Origin of the sequence: Salinisphaera sp. (assembly GCF_002729955.1) — a bacterium.
Taxonomy (GTDB): Bacteria; Pseudomonadota; Gammaproteobacteria; order Nevskiales; family Salinisphaeraceae; genus Salinisphaera.
The window spans coordinates 20684-32943 of record NZ_PBYA01000037.1 but is presented as its reverse complement, the minus strand read 5'-3'; the positions used below and the strand labels follow the sequence as shown (position 1 = coordinate 32943).

12 protein-coding genes, 1 tRNA gene and 1 pseudogene are annotated in these 12260 nt (G+C 61.4%); 9 read left to right on the top strand and 5 right to left on the bottom strand.

Annotated elements, in window-relative coordinates; all coding sequences use genetic code 11:
- Positions 1-18: 18 nt before the first annotated feature.
- Positions 19-1752 (bottom strand): type IV-A pilus assembly ATPase PilB, encoded by a 1734-nt coding sequence (pilB, locus tag CMN27_RS11095; RefSeq protein WP_293626443.1) that lies wholly within the window; start codon positions 1750-1752, stop codon positions 19-21.
- 160 nt (positions 1753-1912) lie between these two features.
- Between pilB and CMN27_RS11090 the strand changes: the two genes are divergently transcribed.
- Both CMN27_RS11090 and CMN27_RS17470 read left to right on the top strand, forming a co-directional pair.
- Positions 1913-2356, top strand: coding sequence for a hemerythrin domain-containing protein (locus tag CMN27_RS11090; protein ID WP_293626442.1), 444 nt, complete (start codon positions 1913-1915; stop codon positions 2354-2356).
- Between the two features lie 382 nt (positions 2357-2738).
- A pseudogene (locus CMN27_RS17470) lies at positions 2739-3418 on the top strand (SOS response-associated peptidase).
- On the opposite strand, the gene CMN27_RS11075 reads toward CMN27_RS17470, so the two are convergent.
- The gene (locus tag CMN27_RS11075) at positions 3419-3904 is read right to left on the bottom strand and encodes a hypothetical protein (RefSeq protein WP_293626438.1); all 486 of its coding nucleotides are present in this window, start codon (positions 3902-3904) and stop codon (positions 3419-3421) included.
- An 81-nt stretch (positions 3905-3985) separates the two neighbouring features.
- On the opposite strand from CMN27_RS11075, the gene CMN27_RS11070 reads away from it, so the two are divergent.
- Positions 3986-4537, top strand: coding sequence for a thermonuclease family protein (locus tag CMN27_RS11070; protein WP_293626437.1), 552 nt, complete (start codon positions 3986-3988; stop codon positions 4535-4537).
- 861 nt (positions 4538-5398) lie between these two features.
- Complete coding sequence (locus tag CMN27_RS11065; RefSeq protein WP_293626435.1) at positions 5399-5818, top strand: hypothetical protein; 420 nt, start codon at positions 5399-5401, stop codon at positions 5816-5818.
- A gap of 72 nt (positions 5819-5890) precedes the next feature.
- Here the strand turns inward: CMN27_RS11065 and CMN27_RS11060 are convergent.
- Both CMN27_RS11060 and CMN27_RS11055 read right to left on the bottom strand, forming a co-directional pair.
- Positions 5891-5967, bottom strand: a tRNA-Pro gene (locus CMN27_RS11060).
- A 2-nt stretch (positions 5968-5969) separates the two neighbouring features.
- Positions 5970-6938 (bottom strand): polyprenyl synthetase family protein, encoded by a 969-nt coding sequence (locus CMN27_RS11055; protein ID WP_293626434.1) that lies wholly within the window; start codon positions 6936-6938, stop codon positions 5970-5972.
- A 163-nt stretch (positions 6939-7101) separates the two neighbouring features.
- Here CMN27_RS11055 and rplU point away from each other — a divergent pair, with 163 nt between their 5' ends.
- From rplU to proB, 4 genes are all read left to right on the top strand, one after another.
- Positions 7102-7416 carry a 50S ribosomal protein L21 gene (gene rplU / locus CMN27_RS11050; protein WP_293626433.1) on the top strand — a complete coding sequence of 105 codons (315 nt, stop codon included), beginning with the start codon at positions 7102-7104 and terminating at the stop codon, positions 7414-7416.
- 64 nt (positions 7417-7480) lie between these two features.
- A complete protein-coding gene (gene rpmA, locus CMN27_RS11045) occupies positions 7481-7741 on the top strand; it encodes a 50S ribosomal protein L27 (protein WP_293626432.1) in 261 nt (86 codons plus the stop codon).
- 122 nt (positions 7742-7863) lie between these two features.
- A complete protein-coding gene (gene cgtA, locus CMN27_RS11040) occupies positions 7864-8952 on the top strand; it encodes an Obg family GTPase CgtA (protein WP_293626430.1) in 1089 nt (362 codons plus the stop codon).
- Positions 8936-10075: a glutamate 5-kinase gene (gene proB, locus CMN27_RS11035; RefSeq protein WP_293626428.1), complete on the top strand. Its 1140-nt coding sequence runs from the start codon at positions 8936-8938 to the stop codon at positions 10073-10075. Before cgtA ends, proB begins: the two co-directional genes overlap by 17 nt.
- 110 nt (positions 10076-10185) lie before the next feature.
- Here the strand turns inward: proB and rpsT are convergent, their stop codons facing one another.
- On the bottom strand, positions 10186-10455 hold the full coding sequence (gene rpsT / locus CMN27_RS11030; RefSeq protein ID WP_293626427.1) for a 30S ribosomal protein S20: 270 nt from the start codon (positions 10453-10455) through the stop codon (positions 10186-10188).
- Positions 10456-10694: 239 nt separating this feature from the next.
- Between rpsT and murJ the strand changes: the two genes are divergently transcribed.
- On the top strand, positions 10695-12260 hold the full coding sequence (murJ, locus tag CMN27_RS11025; protein ID WP_293626426.1) for a murein biosynthesis integral membrane protein MurJ: 1566 nt from the start codon (positions 10695-10697) through the stop codon (positions 12258-12260).

Genomic DNA, 12260 nt, shown 5'->3' with positions numbered 1-12260 from the left:
GTTCTTACCGTCGGGCGGCTAGTCGACGGTTACGCGGTTGACTTCGGCGAGGCTGAGCAGGCCGGCACGCATTTTCTGCAGGCCGGCTTCGCGCAGGTCGATCACGCCGTCGAGCGTGGCCTGGCGTTCGATATCGGCGGCGTTGCCGCCTTCCATGATGATCTGGCCGATTTCGTCGGTGACCGGCATCACCTGATAGATGCCGATACGGCCCTTGTAGCCGTTGGTGCAGTTATCGCAGCCGTCGGGGTTGGCTTCGTACAGCTCGAGCTGGTCGAGTTCGTCCTCGCGAAAACCTTCAGCGATGAGCTCCTCGCGCGGAATCTGTGCCTCGAGCTTGCATTGGGGGCATAGTCGTCGCGCCAGGCGCTGGGCGATGATCAGCGAAACCGAGGCGGCGATGTTGTAGGCCGGCACGCCCATGTTCACCAGACGGGTGAGGGTTTGCGGCGCATCGTTGGTATGCAGGGTGGAGAGCACCATATGGCCGGTCTGCGCGGCCTTGATGGCGATTTCCGCGGTTTCGAGATCACGAATCTCGCCGACCATGATCACGTCCGGATCCTGGCGCAGAAAGGCGCGCAGACAGCTCGCGAAGGTCAGTCCCACCTTCGGATGAACGTTGACCTGGTTGATGCCGGGCAGATTGATTTCGGCGGGGTCCTCGGCAGTCGAGATGTTGCGATCCGCGGTGTTGAGCATGTTCAACGCCGTGTACAGCGATACGGTCTTGCCGCTACCGGTCGGGCCGGTGACCAGCACCATGCCGTAGGGGCGGTGAATGGTTTCCTCGAACAGCGCGCGCTGGTCGTTTTCGTAACCCAGGGCCTCGATCCCCATCTGTGCGCTGGTCGGATCGAGAATACGCAGCACGATTTTTTCGCCGTGCAGGGTCGGGCAGGTCGAAACACGAAAGTCGATGGCGCGGTTCTTGTTCAGGTTGAGTTTGATACGCCCGTCCTGAGGAACCCGGCGTTCGGCCAAGTCGAGTCGGGCCATGACCTTCAGGCGGGCCGACAGGCGCATGCCCAGCCCGGCTGGCGGGGCGGCGACTTCGCGCAGTACGCCGTCCTGGCGCAGGCGTACGCGATAGCTCTTTTCGTAGGGCTCGAAATGAATATCCGACGCGCCCCGGTTGATCGCGTCGAGCATGACCTTGTTCACGAAACGCACCACGGGTGCGTCGTCGGAATCCACGCGGCTGGCATCGGCCTGCGCATCGGGGGTTTCGCCGGTATCGTCGAACTGAATGCTGTCGAGGGATACGTCGTCCAGGCCGGCCATCGCGCTATCGATAGCGCTGAAGGCATTGCCGATCGCCTTGGCCAGCTTGTCCTGCTCGACCAGAATCGGCTCGATATTGAGGCCGGTACTGAACTTGAATTCGTCCAGGGCCTGCAGGTTGGTGGGGTCGGCAACCGCCACCATCAGGTTACGGCCGCGCTGGTAGAGCGGCAGCACGCCGTGCTTGCGGATCAGGTTCTCCGGTACCTTCTTGATCGGCATCTGGTCGGCGTTGACCGCGCGCAGATCGAGCAGCGGCATGGAGAACTCTTCACAGGCCGCCTTGGCCAGCACCGCCGCCGAGAGCACGCCGCTGTTGACCACGCGGGCCACAAAGGACTCATCCTCCTGATAGGCCTGCTGCTGTATCTCGCGTGCCTTGTCGGCATCGATCAGCCCGTCCTCGACGAGCTGGCGTGCCAGGCCGCCCAATGCCGGCGTGGCAAGCGTGTTCTTGTTCGTGGCCATAGGGTGTTCTCGAAATCGGTCGTATCCACCGTGCATGTTATCGGCAGGCGCGCGAATCACGGCAGGGTGGCTTCACTGCAACAGCAAGGATTTTATGGCGTATGCCGCCAAGGTACCATCAACGCCGTCAAGACCACCGAGACAGATACAAGGATTCAAAGTGAAAAACATTTTCCAGGCACTACGCGAAAGCCACGACAAACAGCGCCGTCTGCTCGACGCGTTGACCGACACGCACGGCGATACGGACAAGCGCGAAGGCCTGTTCGCTGCCCTCAAGGCGGAGCTGCACCACCACGCCGCGGCCGAAGAGCGTCACTTCTATGTGCCGCTGATGGAATACGACCAGACCCAGGAGAAAGCGCGCCATAGCGTGGCCGAACACCACGAAATCGACGAACTGGTGGAAACGCTGGAACAGACCGACTACAGCTCACCCGGTTGGCTGGCATCCGCCAAGAAACTCCAGCACCTCGTCACCCATCACCTGGATGAAGAGGAACAGGAAGTCTTCCAGGTCGCCGGCAAGGTGCTCAGCGACAACGAAAAGACCGAGCTGGCGCGAACTTATGACGAAATGATGGAAGAACAGGCGGGCGCGTAGAGCCACGCCTGCGATTGGCCTTAAATCGGGCGCAACAGCGCCCGGTTGCCAGTCACACGCCTCGCCGGTAAGGCGCGCGCCGGCTGAATAAGTAGCCGTCGGCCGGAGCGCTGATATAGAAGCGAATAACCACTAATCGTCGACTTTGCATCTTGCCGTTTTTTTAAAGTTTGAATGCGCGTTTATTGGTGAGAAGGTGGGAAAAAGCCCACATATGGTGTGCGGGGCAACTAAGTTCCGGGGCGGTCGATCACGCAAGCGACAACCGCGAAACTGCAAGTAACTGGCTAGGGTGGCCTGCCGAATAGTTTTCGACGCGCGGCAATTTGGCGCCTCGTGCGGCGCCTGAACTTCGCCCGTTATCTCAGGCATACTCCGCGCAATGTGCGGACGTTACAGCAGATACACCGCGGCCGAAGCTTATGCAGGCATCATCGATGCGATGGTTTCGAATCGTTTAGACGATTCGCCCAGCTACAACCGGCCGCCCGGTACGTTCCAGCTCGTGGGGCTGTTGAACCCGGACAATGGCGAGGCTGCGCTCGGGCCCGCGTGGTGGGGCTTCATTCCGAACTGGGCGACCGATACCAAGCTATCGCCGATCAACGCCCGGTCAGAGACGGCCGCCGAAAAAAGCTCTTCGTGAAGGCCTTCGAACGCCAGCGCTGTCTGGTCGCGGCCGACTACTGGATTGAATGGCAGCGCGGCGAGGGCGGCAAACAGCCGTTCGCAATCCGGCCCAGCGAGGCCCAACCGTTTTTCTTCGCGGGTATCTGGAGCAAGGCGGCGAAGCTGCCAGACGATCACCCAGCGAGCGGCGAGGTCACCTTCGCGATTCTGACCGGCGAGCCTAACGACGACATCGCGCACATTCACAATCGCCAGCCGCAGGTGCTGACCGCCGAGGCATTGCGGGCGTGGATCGATCCGGACACCGAGCCGGCGCATTTGTCCGAGATCCTTTTCGACGGTCGATACTCGAGCTACGAATCGTGGCCGATAGACAAACGCGTCGGGAAGCCGAGCGAAGATCATGCGGCGATTCTTGAACCCATAGCGTAGCTATTCTGGGATTAGGTCCTCGATAGCATGCTTTAGCCTCGCAACGGTGCGCCTGATTCTGTTGCGGGCCGTCTCTTCGCTATCGGTTAGGTCTTCACCTAAAGCGCTGACGTCTACTTCATCGTAGTTGTTAAAGCAGAATGCGACCGTTGTTAACCATTGTCCATTGGCCGTTTCAAGAGCGTTGAAATGCGGGCCGAGCGACCGATCGAAGTACAAGCGCACTAGCATGCGAATTTGTTCAAGCTCTTGGTGCGCTGTTTTCTTCACCGCCCGTTCATTGCGATTTACACCATGGATACTATCGTGCGTTTCTTCGACTATCTCTTTCACGCGGTCGCAGAGCTTGTAAAGCTCTTCTAGACGTTCGCGTTTTCGCCGATCTTTTTCTTTCGAATTGTGCGAGTACGTCTGATAAACCGAAGCGCCGACCGTTCCAATTGCGACGACCAACGCGCCGACCAGTGCGGCGAAAGGCTCATTCATATGTCATTCGATGATCTAGCCGATGCAAAGGTATGAGACGGGAGGGGTATGGCATGTACACGCTAGCCTTAGCGTTGGCGCTTGTTTTTGCAAGTCGCGCAGGCTAGCGGCTACGGCACCGCCACCGTCGAGCGCATGACGTCGATCTACGACGGCGACACATTCCGCGGCGATATTGCGGGCTGGCCGCCTATCATTGGCGAGCGCGTGCCGATCCGGCTGCGCGGCGCGGATACGTCCGAAATGCGCGGCAAATGCCAAGCCGAAAAGGACCAGGCGAGGGCGGCGAAGCAGTTCACCGTCGTCAAGCTGCGCAGCGCGCGCGAGACCCGGCCCGATGACATCGACCGCGGGAAGTATTTCAGGATCGTGGCCGATATCATGGTCGACGGCCGCGACCTGTCCGACATGCTCATCGGCGCGGGCTGGCCCGCCCTTATGAAGGCGGGCACCGGCAGGCTTGGTGCGCCGAATAGAGGAGATATAACGAATGGATCTAGAAGAGTTCGTCGCGACATCAATCGAACAAGTCCTGAACGGGGTGAAGCGAGCACAAGACAAGGTCGAATACGGCACCGTTTCACCCAGGTTAACGATCAAGGCGCAGCAAGAAAATCTGCTTGCTACCGCTGATTACAATGCTTCGGCTTTTATGCTCCGGTTTGATGTCGCCGTTCGCGCCACCAACGAACAATCAATGGGGGGCGGGGCTAAGCTCAAAGTAGCGAGCGTTCTGTCGGTTGGTGGAGAAGGTGATAGGAGCTCGACAGATGAATCGGTGAGTCGCATCCAGTTCGAAGTCCCGATTTCTTATCACTTGGATGCTACGTCGAATGACGAAGCGAGGGACAGGGCTAAAAGGCAGCGAGAGGCGACGGCGAAAGCGAATCGTCGACGACGATCACATGGGCCGCATTTCGGCTAGTGGTGGCGGACTGTGCGCACGTACAGAATCGGCTATGCCCAAACCAGGTGGACCGACCCTCGAGCTCTGCCTACCGCTTAACGACGAGCTGCGCGTCTACCTATGGCGCGACTTCGATCTTGTATGCCTGGCGTGGTTTGCGCGCCTGCAGAAGCGCGTAGACGGGCGTTGGCGCAACGCGGGCCGTACGTGCGCGAGGCAAGCGAGGTTGAGCTACTGGGGGCGCTGGTGAGGGCGTATCGGGATACGGCCGACCTGATCGAAGCCCGCTATAAACACCCGTCAGTTGATGCGATTGATGAAGACTGTCCAGGGTGCGGCTATCAGCACCCGGCGTTATTCCGGGGCGAGGGTGGGCTCGTGCTTCGGTGTCCGATATGCGGCGGTCGGTGATTCTTAAGTGGCCGTAGCGCTTCACCGAAGATGAGCGCGGTACTAGACTTCTCAAGCTGTCATGGTTTCTAGGGGGGTGCATGGTTACGGTGCTGAGTTCCTTTCTCACTGTGGTTGGGATGCTTGCGACGACTTGGCTAACTCTTCGAGCTGCTAACCAAAGGTCTGACTCTGAGTTGAGTCACGAGGCTGACCGCGAGTTAAAGGAACGTGCGCGGAGTAGGCTGGAGCGCCTGTACCTGGCGACATTGCATCTACGCCGCGATGTAAATCTTCAGCTAGCGAACGCCACCTTCGCCCTTAAAAGGGGTATCTCGCCGGAAGGTCGCCCCGCCCGAGAGGTGCCGCCTTTGTTTGAACTAGAGATGCTTGTCGAACTGTATTTCGGCGAGTCGCTCAGGGATGGTTTTGCGGGCATGCTCGCGGCGGCAGAAGACCACGTGAACGCTTATCTAGCAGCCGTAAAGATCGCGCAAAATAGCGACGACGCGGAAGAGCGATCAGAGGCTTTAGCCAATGCAAGAGAAAAGGCGAGTATCGCTAATGCGCGAATAGACGAGTTCGCGACGAGCCTAAAGGTGGGCGTCCCGTTTTAGTGTGGCCGCACTTATCCAATACTTAGGCAAAATAAAAGGGCTTAGGCGATTCGCCTAAGCCCTTGCTTTGTATGGTCGGAGTAGCAGGATTTGAACCTACGACCTCCACCTCCCGAAGGTGGCGCTCTACCAAGCTGAGCTATACTCCGAATCAGTGTCGTCGCTGGACCGAGAACCGGGCCAGCTCGACGAGTCCTTGCTTTGCTTCGGACTCTTCGAAAGCGGCGAGTGAGGCGATGGCCTTGTCGGCCTCCTCCTCAGCGCGGCGGCAAGTGTATTCCATCGCTTGAGTGGATTCAATCGCTTTCATGATTGAATTCATCGCATCGAGGTTACCGTCGCGAAGCGCGGTGCGAATGGGGGCGGCATGATCCGCGTCGAGACAGGCCAGGGCACGGATTACGGGCAGGGTGGCCTTGCCTTCGGCGAGGTCGTCGCCGACGTTCTTGCCGTAGCCACCATCGCCGCGGCCGTAGTCGAGCGCGTCGTCGATGACCTGAAAGGCCACGCCGAGGTGACGGCCGTAGTCGGCCATGGCCTGCTGCTGTTCGGCGCTGCAGCCGCCCAGCTGTGCCGCGAGGCGGCAGCCGGCGGAAAAGAGGCTGGCGGTCTTGCGATCCACCACTTCCAGATAGTCGGCTTCGGCGAGGTCGGGATTGTGCGCATGCATCAGCTGGAGCACTTCGCCCTCGGCGATGCGATTGGTGGCATCGGCCAGCACGCGCATGACGTCGAAGCTTTCCAGTTCGACCATCATCTGGAATGCGCGCGAGTAGAGGAAGTCGCCGGTCAATACGCTGGCGTCGTTGCCCCATACCGTGTTCGCCGTTTCCTGGCCGCGGCGCATGGTGGATTCGTCCACCACGTCGTCGTGCAACAGGGTGGCGGTATGGATGAATTCGATGATCGCGGCCAGCAGATGGTGCTGTTCGCCGGTATATCCGCTCGCGCGTGCCGCCAGGAGCACCAGCGCGGGGCGTAACCGCTTGCCGCCGCTGGATATGATGTATTCGCCCAGCGTGTTGATGAGAATGACATCGGAATTCAAACGTGCGCGTATGAGCGCGTCGACCGCGCGCATATCATCATCGACCGGCTTGAGAAGCGGCTGAATACTCATGGGACAGGGGCTGAGAAAACAGCGGCAAACTTAGGCGCGCGCCCGTTTGCTGTCAAGAACAGCGATCGCTGTATTCAGTCGTTGACCGGGGGCGTTCGAAAACGTATCATTCGCGCTCTTCAAACGGGCATCAGCCCTTGTTTTTACGCGATGTGGAGTGGTCATGCACGCGGTTATACGCACCGGCGGTAAGCAGTACAGAGTGGCAGAAGGCGATATTCTGCGCGTCGAAAAGCTGGATGTTGAAGCCGGCAGCACCATCGATCTGAGCGACGTGCTCTTGATTTCGGACGGCGACAACGTCCAGATCGGCACGCCGGTACTCGATGGCAAGGCGGTCTCCGCCGAGGTGATGACGCATGCGCGCCACGACAAGATCCAGGTGATCAAGTTCAAGCGTCGCAAGAAGTATCGTCGTACCCACGGCCATCGCCAGCACTACACGCAGCTCAAGATCAAGTCGATCCCGGGCGCTTAAGCGCCGGACGATTTGCGGGCGCTTTAGCGCTCGGCTCACCCGATCAGGTTAGAGGACAGCACTCATGGCACATAAAAAGGCAGGCGGCAGTACCCGCAACGGTCGCGATTCCGAATCGAAACGCCTGGGCGTAAAGAAATTCGGCGGCCAGAAGGTCAAGGCCGGCAACATCATCGTGCGTCAGCGCGGCAATACGTTCCATGCCGGTGATGGCGTGGGCACCGGCCGCGACTTCACGCTGTATGCCAACGCTGATGGCATCGTGAATTTCGCCGTCAAGGGCCCGCGTAACCGCAAGTTCGTCTCGATTCAGGCTGTCGAGTAACGAATAGCGCGTAACTCGCGTAAAAGGCCTCGCCGAGCGCGGGGCTTTTTTTTGTCCGACAATCGGGCGGTGCGACCATAGCGCGCATCTTCCTTTGCGGTCACGAGCCAAGAGAGTACGGCATGAAGTTCGTCGATGAAGCCAATCTGCGTGTTGAGGCGGGCGATGGCGGCCATGGCTGCCTGAGTTTTCGGCGCGAAAAATACGTCCCGCACGGTGGGCCGGACGGCGGCGATGGCGGTGATGGCGGCAGCGTCTACATGGTGGCCGATCACAACCTGAACACGCTCTACGACTATCGCGTGAGCCGCGTTTTCAAAGCCGAGCGTGGTGGCAACGGTGCGGGCAAGAACCGCACCGGCTCCAAGGGCGAGGATCGCTATCTGCCGGTGCCGGTGGGCACGCTGTGCTATGCGCGCGAAACCGGCGAGCTGATCGGCGATCTCACCCATGACGGGGATACGCTGCTGGTGGCCCAGGGCGGCTTCCACGGTCTCGGCAACGCACGCTTCAAGTCGAGTACCAACCAGGCGCCGCGCAAGACCACCGACGGCACGCCCGGCGAAATCCGCGAATTGCGCCTCGAGCTCAAGCTGCTCGCCGACGTGGGCCTGGTCGGCATGCCCAATGCCGGCAAGTCGACGCTGCTCGCGGCCGTCTCCGGCGCACGCCCGCGTATCGCCGATTATCCGTTTACGACCCTGAACCCGCAGGTGGGCGTGGTAAGCGTAGGCGCGCTCCGAAGTTTTACGCTCGTCGATCTGCCGGGGCTGATCGAAGGCGCGGCCGAAGGCGTGGGCCTGGGCCATCGCTTTCTGCGCCATATCCAGCGCACGCGACTGCTGTTTCACGTGGTCGATCTGCTCGATTTCGAACAGGGCGACGTGGCCGAAAACGTGCGCATGATCGCCGACGAGCTGGCCCGGTTCAGCCCGCAGCTGGCCGAACGCCCGCGCTGGCTGGTACTCAACAAGACCGAGGTGCTCGACGCACAGGAAGTCGCCTCCCTGCGCGATCGCATCGTACAGACCCTGGAATGGGAGGGGCCGGTTTATACCGTCTCGGCGGTCAAGCCGGATACGCTGCGTACGCTGCTGGGCGATGCCATGGATCATCTCGATGCCGAGCAGGCCCGGCGCGAATCGGAACCCGCTGCATCGCAGGACGACGTGAGCGATAGCGACGGCGAAGGCGATGATTTCGACTCGTGAGGACCTTGCCGGCGCGCGGCGCTGGGTGGTCAAGATCGGCAGTGCGCTGCTCACCGCGGATGGCCGCGGGCTCGACCGCGAGCGTCTGGCCGGCTGGGCAGCCCAGATCGCTGCGCTGCAGAAATCCGGCTGCCAGGTGGTACTCGTTTCATCCGGCGCGGTGGCGGAAGGGCTGGTCCGGCTGGGCTGGCGTGAACGCCCTTCGAGTCTGAGCGCGGTGCAGGCCGCGGCGTCGGTGGGCCAGGCCGGGCTGGTGGAAGCCTATGCCCGCTGTTTCGAAACCCACGGGCTGCGTACCGCGCAGGTGCTGCTGACGCACGAGGATGTTTCCGATCGCCGGCGCTACCTCAATGCGCGTAGTACGCTGATGACGCTGCTGGGGCTGGGCGTCGTGCCGATCGTCAACGAAAACGATGCGATCGCCACCGACGAAATACGGGTGGGCGATAACGACACCATGGCGGCGCTGGCAGTAAACCTGCTCGACGCCGACGGGCTGATCATCCTCACCGATCAGTCCGGCGTCTACGACGCGGACCCGCGCCAGGCGCCGGATGCCCAGCGGATCGCTGAATGCGATGCCCACGACGCGGCCCTGCTGGCTGCCGCGGCCGGCACGGGCGGCGCGCTGGGCCGGGGCGGCATGCGCACGAAAGTGCTCGCCGCACGCCAGGCGGCCGATTCCGGGGCGGCGACGATTATCGCCGACGGTCTGGCACCGGATGTGCTTGCGCGCATCATGGGCGGGGAGTCGATCGGCACGCTGCTCACGCCCGGCCAGGGTGCACGCCGTGCGGCCCGCAAGAACTGGATTGCCGGTCAGCGCCAGGTGCGGGGTGCGGTTCATCTCGACGCCGGCGCGGTGAAGGTGCTGCGCAGCGCCGGACGCAGCCTGCTGCCGATCGGTATCACTGCTGTGGACGGCAATTTCCGACGGGGTGATCTGGTCGCGTGTATCGGCCCCGAGGGCGAGGAAATCGCGCAGGGGTTGGCCAACTACGATGCGCGCGAGGTTCGCCAGCTTGCCGGTCAATCGAGCGATCAGATCGAAGCGCTGCTGGGTTACGGCGGAGAGCCGGAGTTCATCCATCGCAACAACCTGGTGCTGTCGCGGGCTGGCTAGCGCAAAGCTATTCGCTGCGAGACAGCGCTGCCGGCGTTATTCTTGTAGCCACAAAAAAGCCCGCACGTAGCGGGCTTTTTCGTTAGGGCCAAGTGGCCCGTCGAGTCTTATCAGGCGCTCGCCAAGGCCTTGATCTGAGCGTTCAGGCGCGACTTGTGGCGTGCGGCCTTGTTGCGATGGATCTGGCCCTTGCCGGCCATGCGATCGATGATCGGTACCGCGGCCTGGAAAGCGGCGCGCGCGTCGGCTTCGCTGCCGGCGGCGATGGCTTTCTGCACCTTCTTGATGTGGGTGCGCACGAGCGAGCGCTGCGCCATGTTGCGTTCACGACGGGTAACGGCCTGTTCGGCGCGCTTGCGGGCTTGCGGAGAGTTCGCCACTGAGCGGCTCCTCGAATTCGTTGAATGTAAGGTTGGCAGGCGCGCGATTATTATGATTCGCAGCGCTTTTGTCAACTATGGCGCTGCCCGCCTTCAAATAGAGCGGGGTGGCAGAACGGCAACGGCCGGTTATAGAGAGGGTTTGCGCGCGGCAGCGCTCGCCCTGTCACGGCTCGCTTTCACAGCATTCGGCAATCCGGCTATAGTGCGCCGCACTTTGGCGCATTCCTAGGATATCCATGGCTTCGTCGCTAGCGCGATCCACGAGTACGGTCGGCGTAATGACGCTGTTGTCACGCGTGCTCGGCTTCCTGCGCGACGTGATCTTCGCGGTGATCTTCGGCGCGGGCGTGGGCATGGACGCGTTTCTGGTTGCCTTCAAGATTCCCAACTTCATGCGCCGGCTGTTCGCCGAGGGCGCCTTCGCACAGTCGTTCGTGCCGGTGCTGTCGGCGACCAAGAGCCGGGATACCGGGTCTGATGTCCAGCATCTCATCGATGTGGTCGCCGGCACGCTCGGGCTCATCCTGTTCGGCATTACCGTGGTGGGTGTGATCGCGGCACCGCTACTCATTTACTTATTCGCGCCGGGTTTTTCCCAGCAACCGGAACAGTTCGAACTTGCCGTCGATCTGCTGCGATTCACCTTTCCCTACCTGCTGTTCATTTCGCTGACCGCGCTCGCGGGCGGCATTCTCAATACGTACGGGCGTTTCAGCGTGCCTGCGTTCACGCCGGTATTACTCAACGTATGCCTGATCGGCGCGGCCGTCGGCCTGGCGCCGTATTTCGCGCGCCCGGAAATGGCGCTCGCCGTGGGGGTGCTCGTCGCCGGTGTGGTCCAGCTGGCGTTTCAGGTGCCGTTCCTGCTGCAGATCGACCGGTTGCCGCGCCCGCGCTGGGGCTGGTCGGAGCCGCAGGTACGCCGCATTCTGTCGCTGATGCTGCCGATCTTGTTTGGTTCGTCGGTGGCGCAGCTCAATCTGCTGCTCGATACCGTCATTGCCTCACTGCTGGCCGCGGGCAGTGTGAGCTGGCTCTACTATGCCGATCGGTTGATGGAATTCCCGCTCGGCGTGTTTTCGATCGCGATCGCGACCGTCATCCTGCCCAGCCTGTCGGCACGTCATGCAAGCAAGTCTGCACGCGAGTTTTCCGATACGCTGGACTGGGCGCTTCGGCTGCTGGTCGTGGTGGGGCTGCCGGCGATGGTGGGCATGTTCGTGCTCGCCGGGCCGCTGGTTACGACGTTGTTCAATTATCACTCGTTCGATGGTCACGACGCGCTGATGAGTCAGTATGCGTTGATGGCCTACGCGCTGGGATTCATGGGGTTTTCGTTGGTCAAGGTACTGGTCACCGGGTTTTTCTCGCGGGAAGATTCGCGCACGCCCGTGCGTTGCGGGGTGATATCGCTGATCGGCGCGATGGTGATGAACCTGTCGTTTGTGGGGCTGTTCACCTATATGGGCTGGCCGGCGCCGCATGCGGGGCTGGCGCTGGCGACCTCGCTGGGTGCGTTCATTAACGCCGGTCTGCTGTATCGCTATCTGCGCCAGGCGGACGTTTACAAGCCCAGCGCGGCCTGGGGGCGTCTGATGCTGCAGGTGGGTATCGGCTGTGTCGCGATGGGCGGTGTGCTCTGGATCGGCGCGGCTGATCTGCCGGTCTGGGTTGCGCGCGGCGCGCTGGCCCGGGTCGAATGGCTGCTGATATGGATCGGTGCCGGCATTGGCGTGTATTTTCTTGTGCTTGCGCTACTCGGCGTACGCCCGCGCCAGTTCATTCTCCGGGAAACGGATTAA

What these genes read in the sequence shown, in the direction of transcription:
- murJ (WP_293626426.1), top strand. Translation starts at nt 10,695, where the DNA reads ATGGCTTCGTCGCTAGCGCGATCCACGAGTACGGTCGGCGTAATGACG.
- CMN27_RS11055 (WP_293626434.1), bottom strand. Translation starts at nt 6,938, where the DNA reads ATGAGTATTCAGCCGCTTCTCAAGCCGGTCGATGATGATATGCGCGCG.
- cgtA (WP_293626430.1), top strand. Translation starts at nt 7,864, where the DNA reads ATGAAGTTCGTCGATGAAGCCAATCTGCGTGTTGAGGCGGGCGATGGC.
- pilB (WP_293626443.1), bottom strand. Translation starts at nt 1,752, where the DNA reads ATGGCCACGAACAAGAACACGCTTGCCACGCCGGCATTGGGCGGCCTG.
- rpmA (WP_293626432.1), top strand. Translation starts at nt 7,481, where the DNA reads ATGGCACATAAAAAGGCAGGCGGCAGTACCCGCAACGGTCGCGATTCC.
- CMN27_RS11075 (WP_293626438.1), bottom strand. Translation starts at nt 3,904, where the DNA reads ATGAATGAGCCTTTCGCCGCACTGGTCGGCGCGTTGGTCGTCGCAATT.
- rplU (WP_293626433.1), top strand. Translation starts at nt 7,102, where the DNA reads ATGCACGCGGTTATACGCACCGGCGGTAAGCAGTACAGAGTGGCAGAA.
- proB (WP_293626428.1), top strand. Translation starts at nt 8,936, where the DNA reads ATGATTTCGACTCGTGAGGACCTTGCCGGCGCGCGGCGCTGGGTGGTC.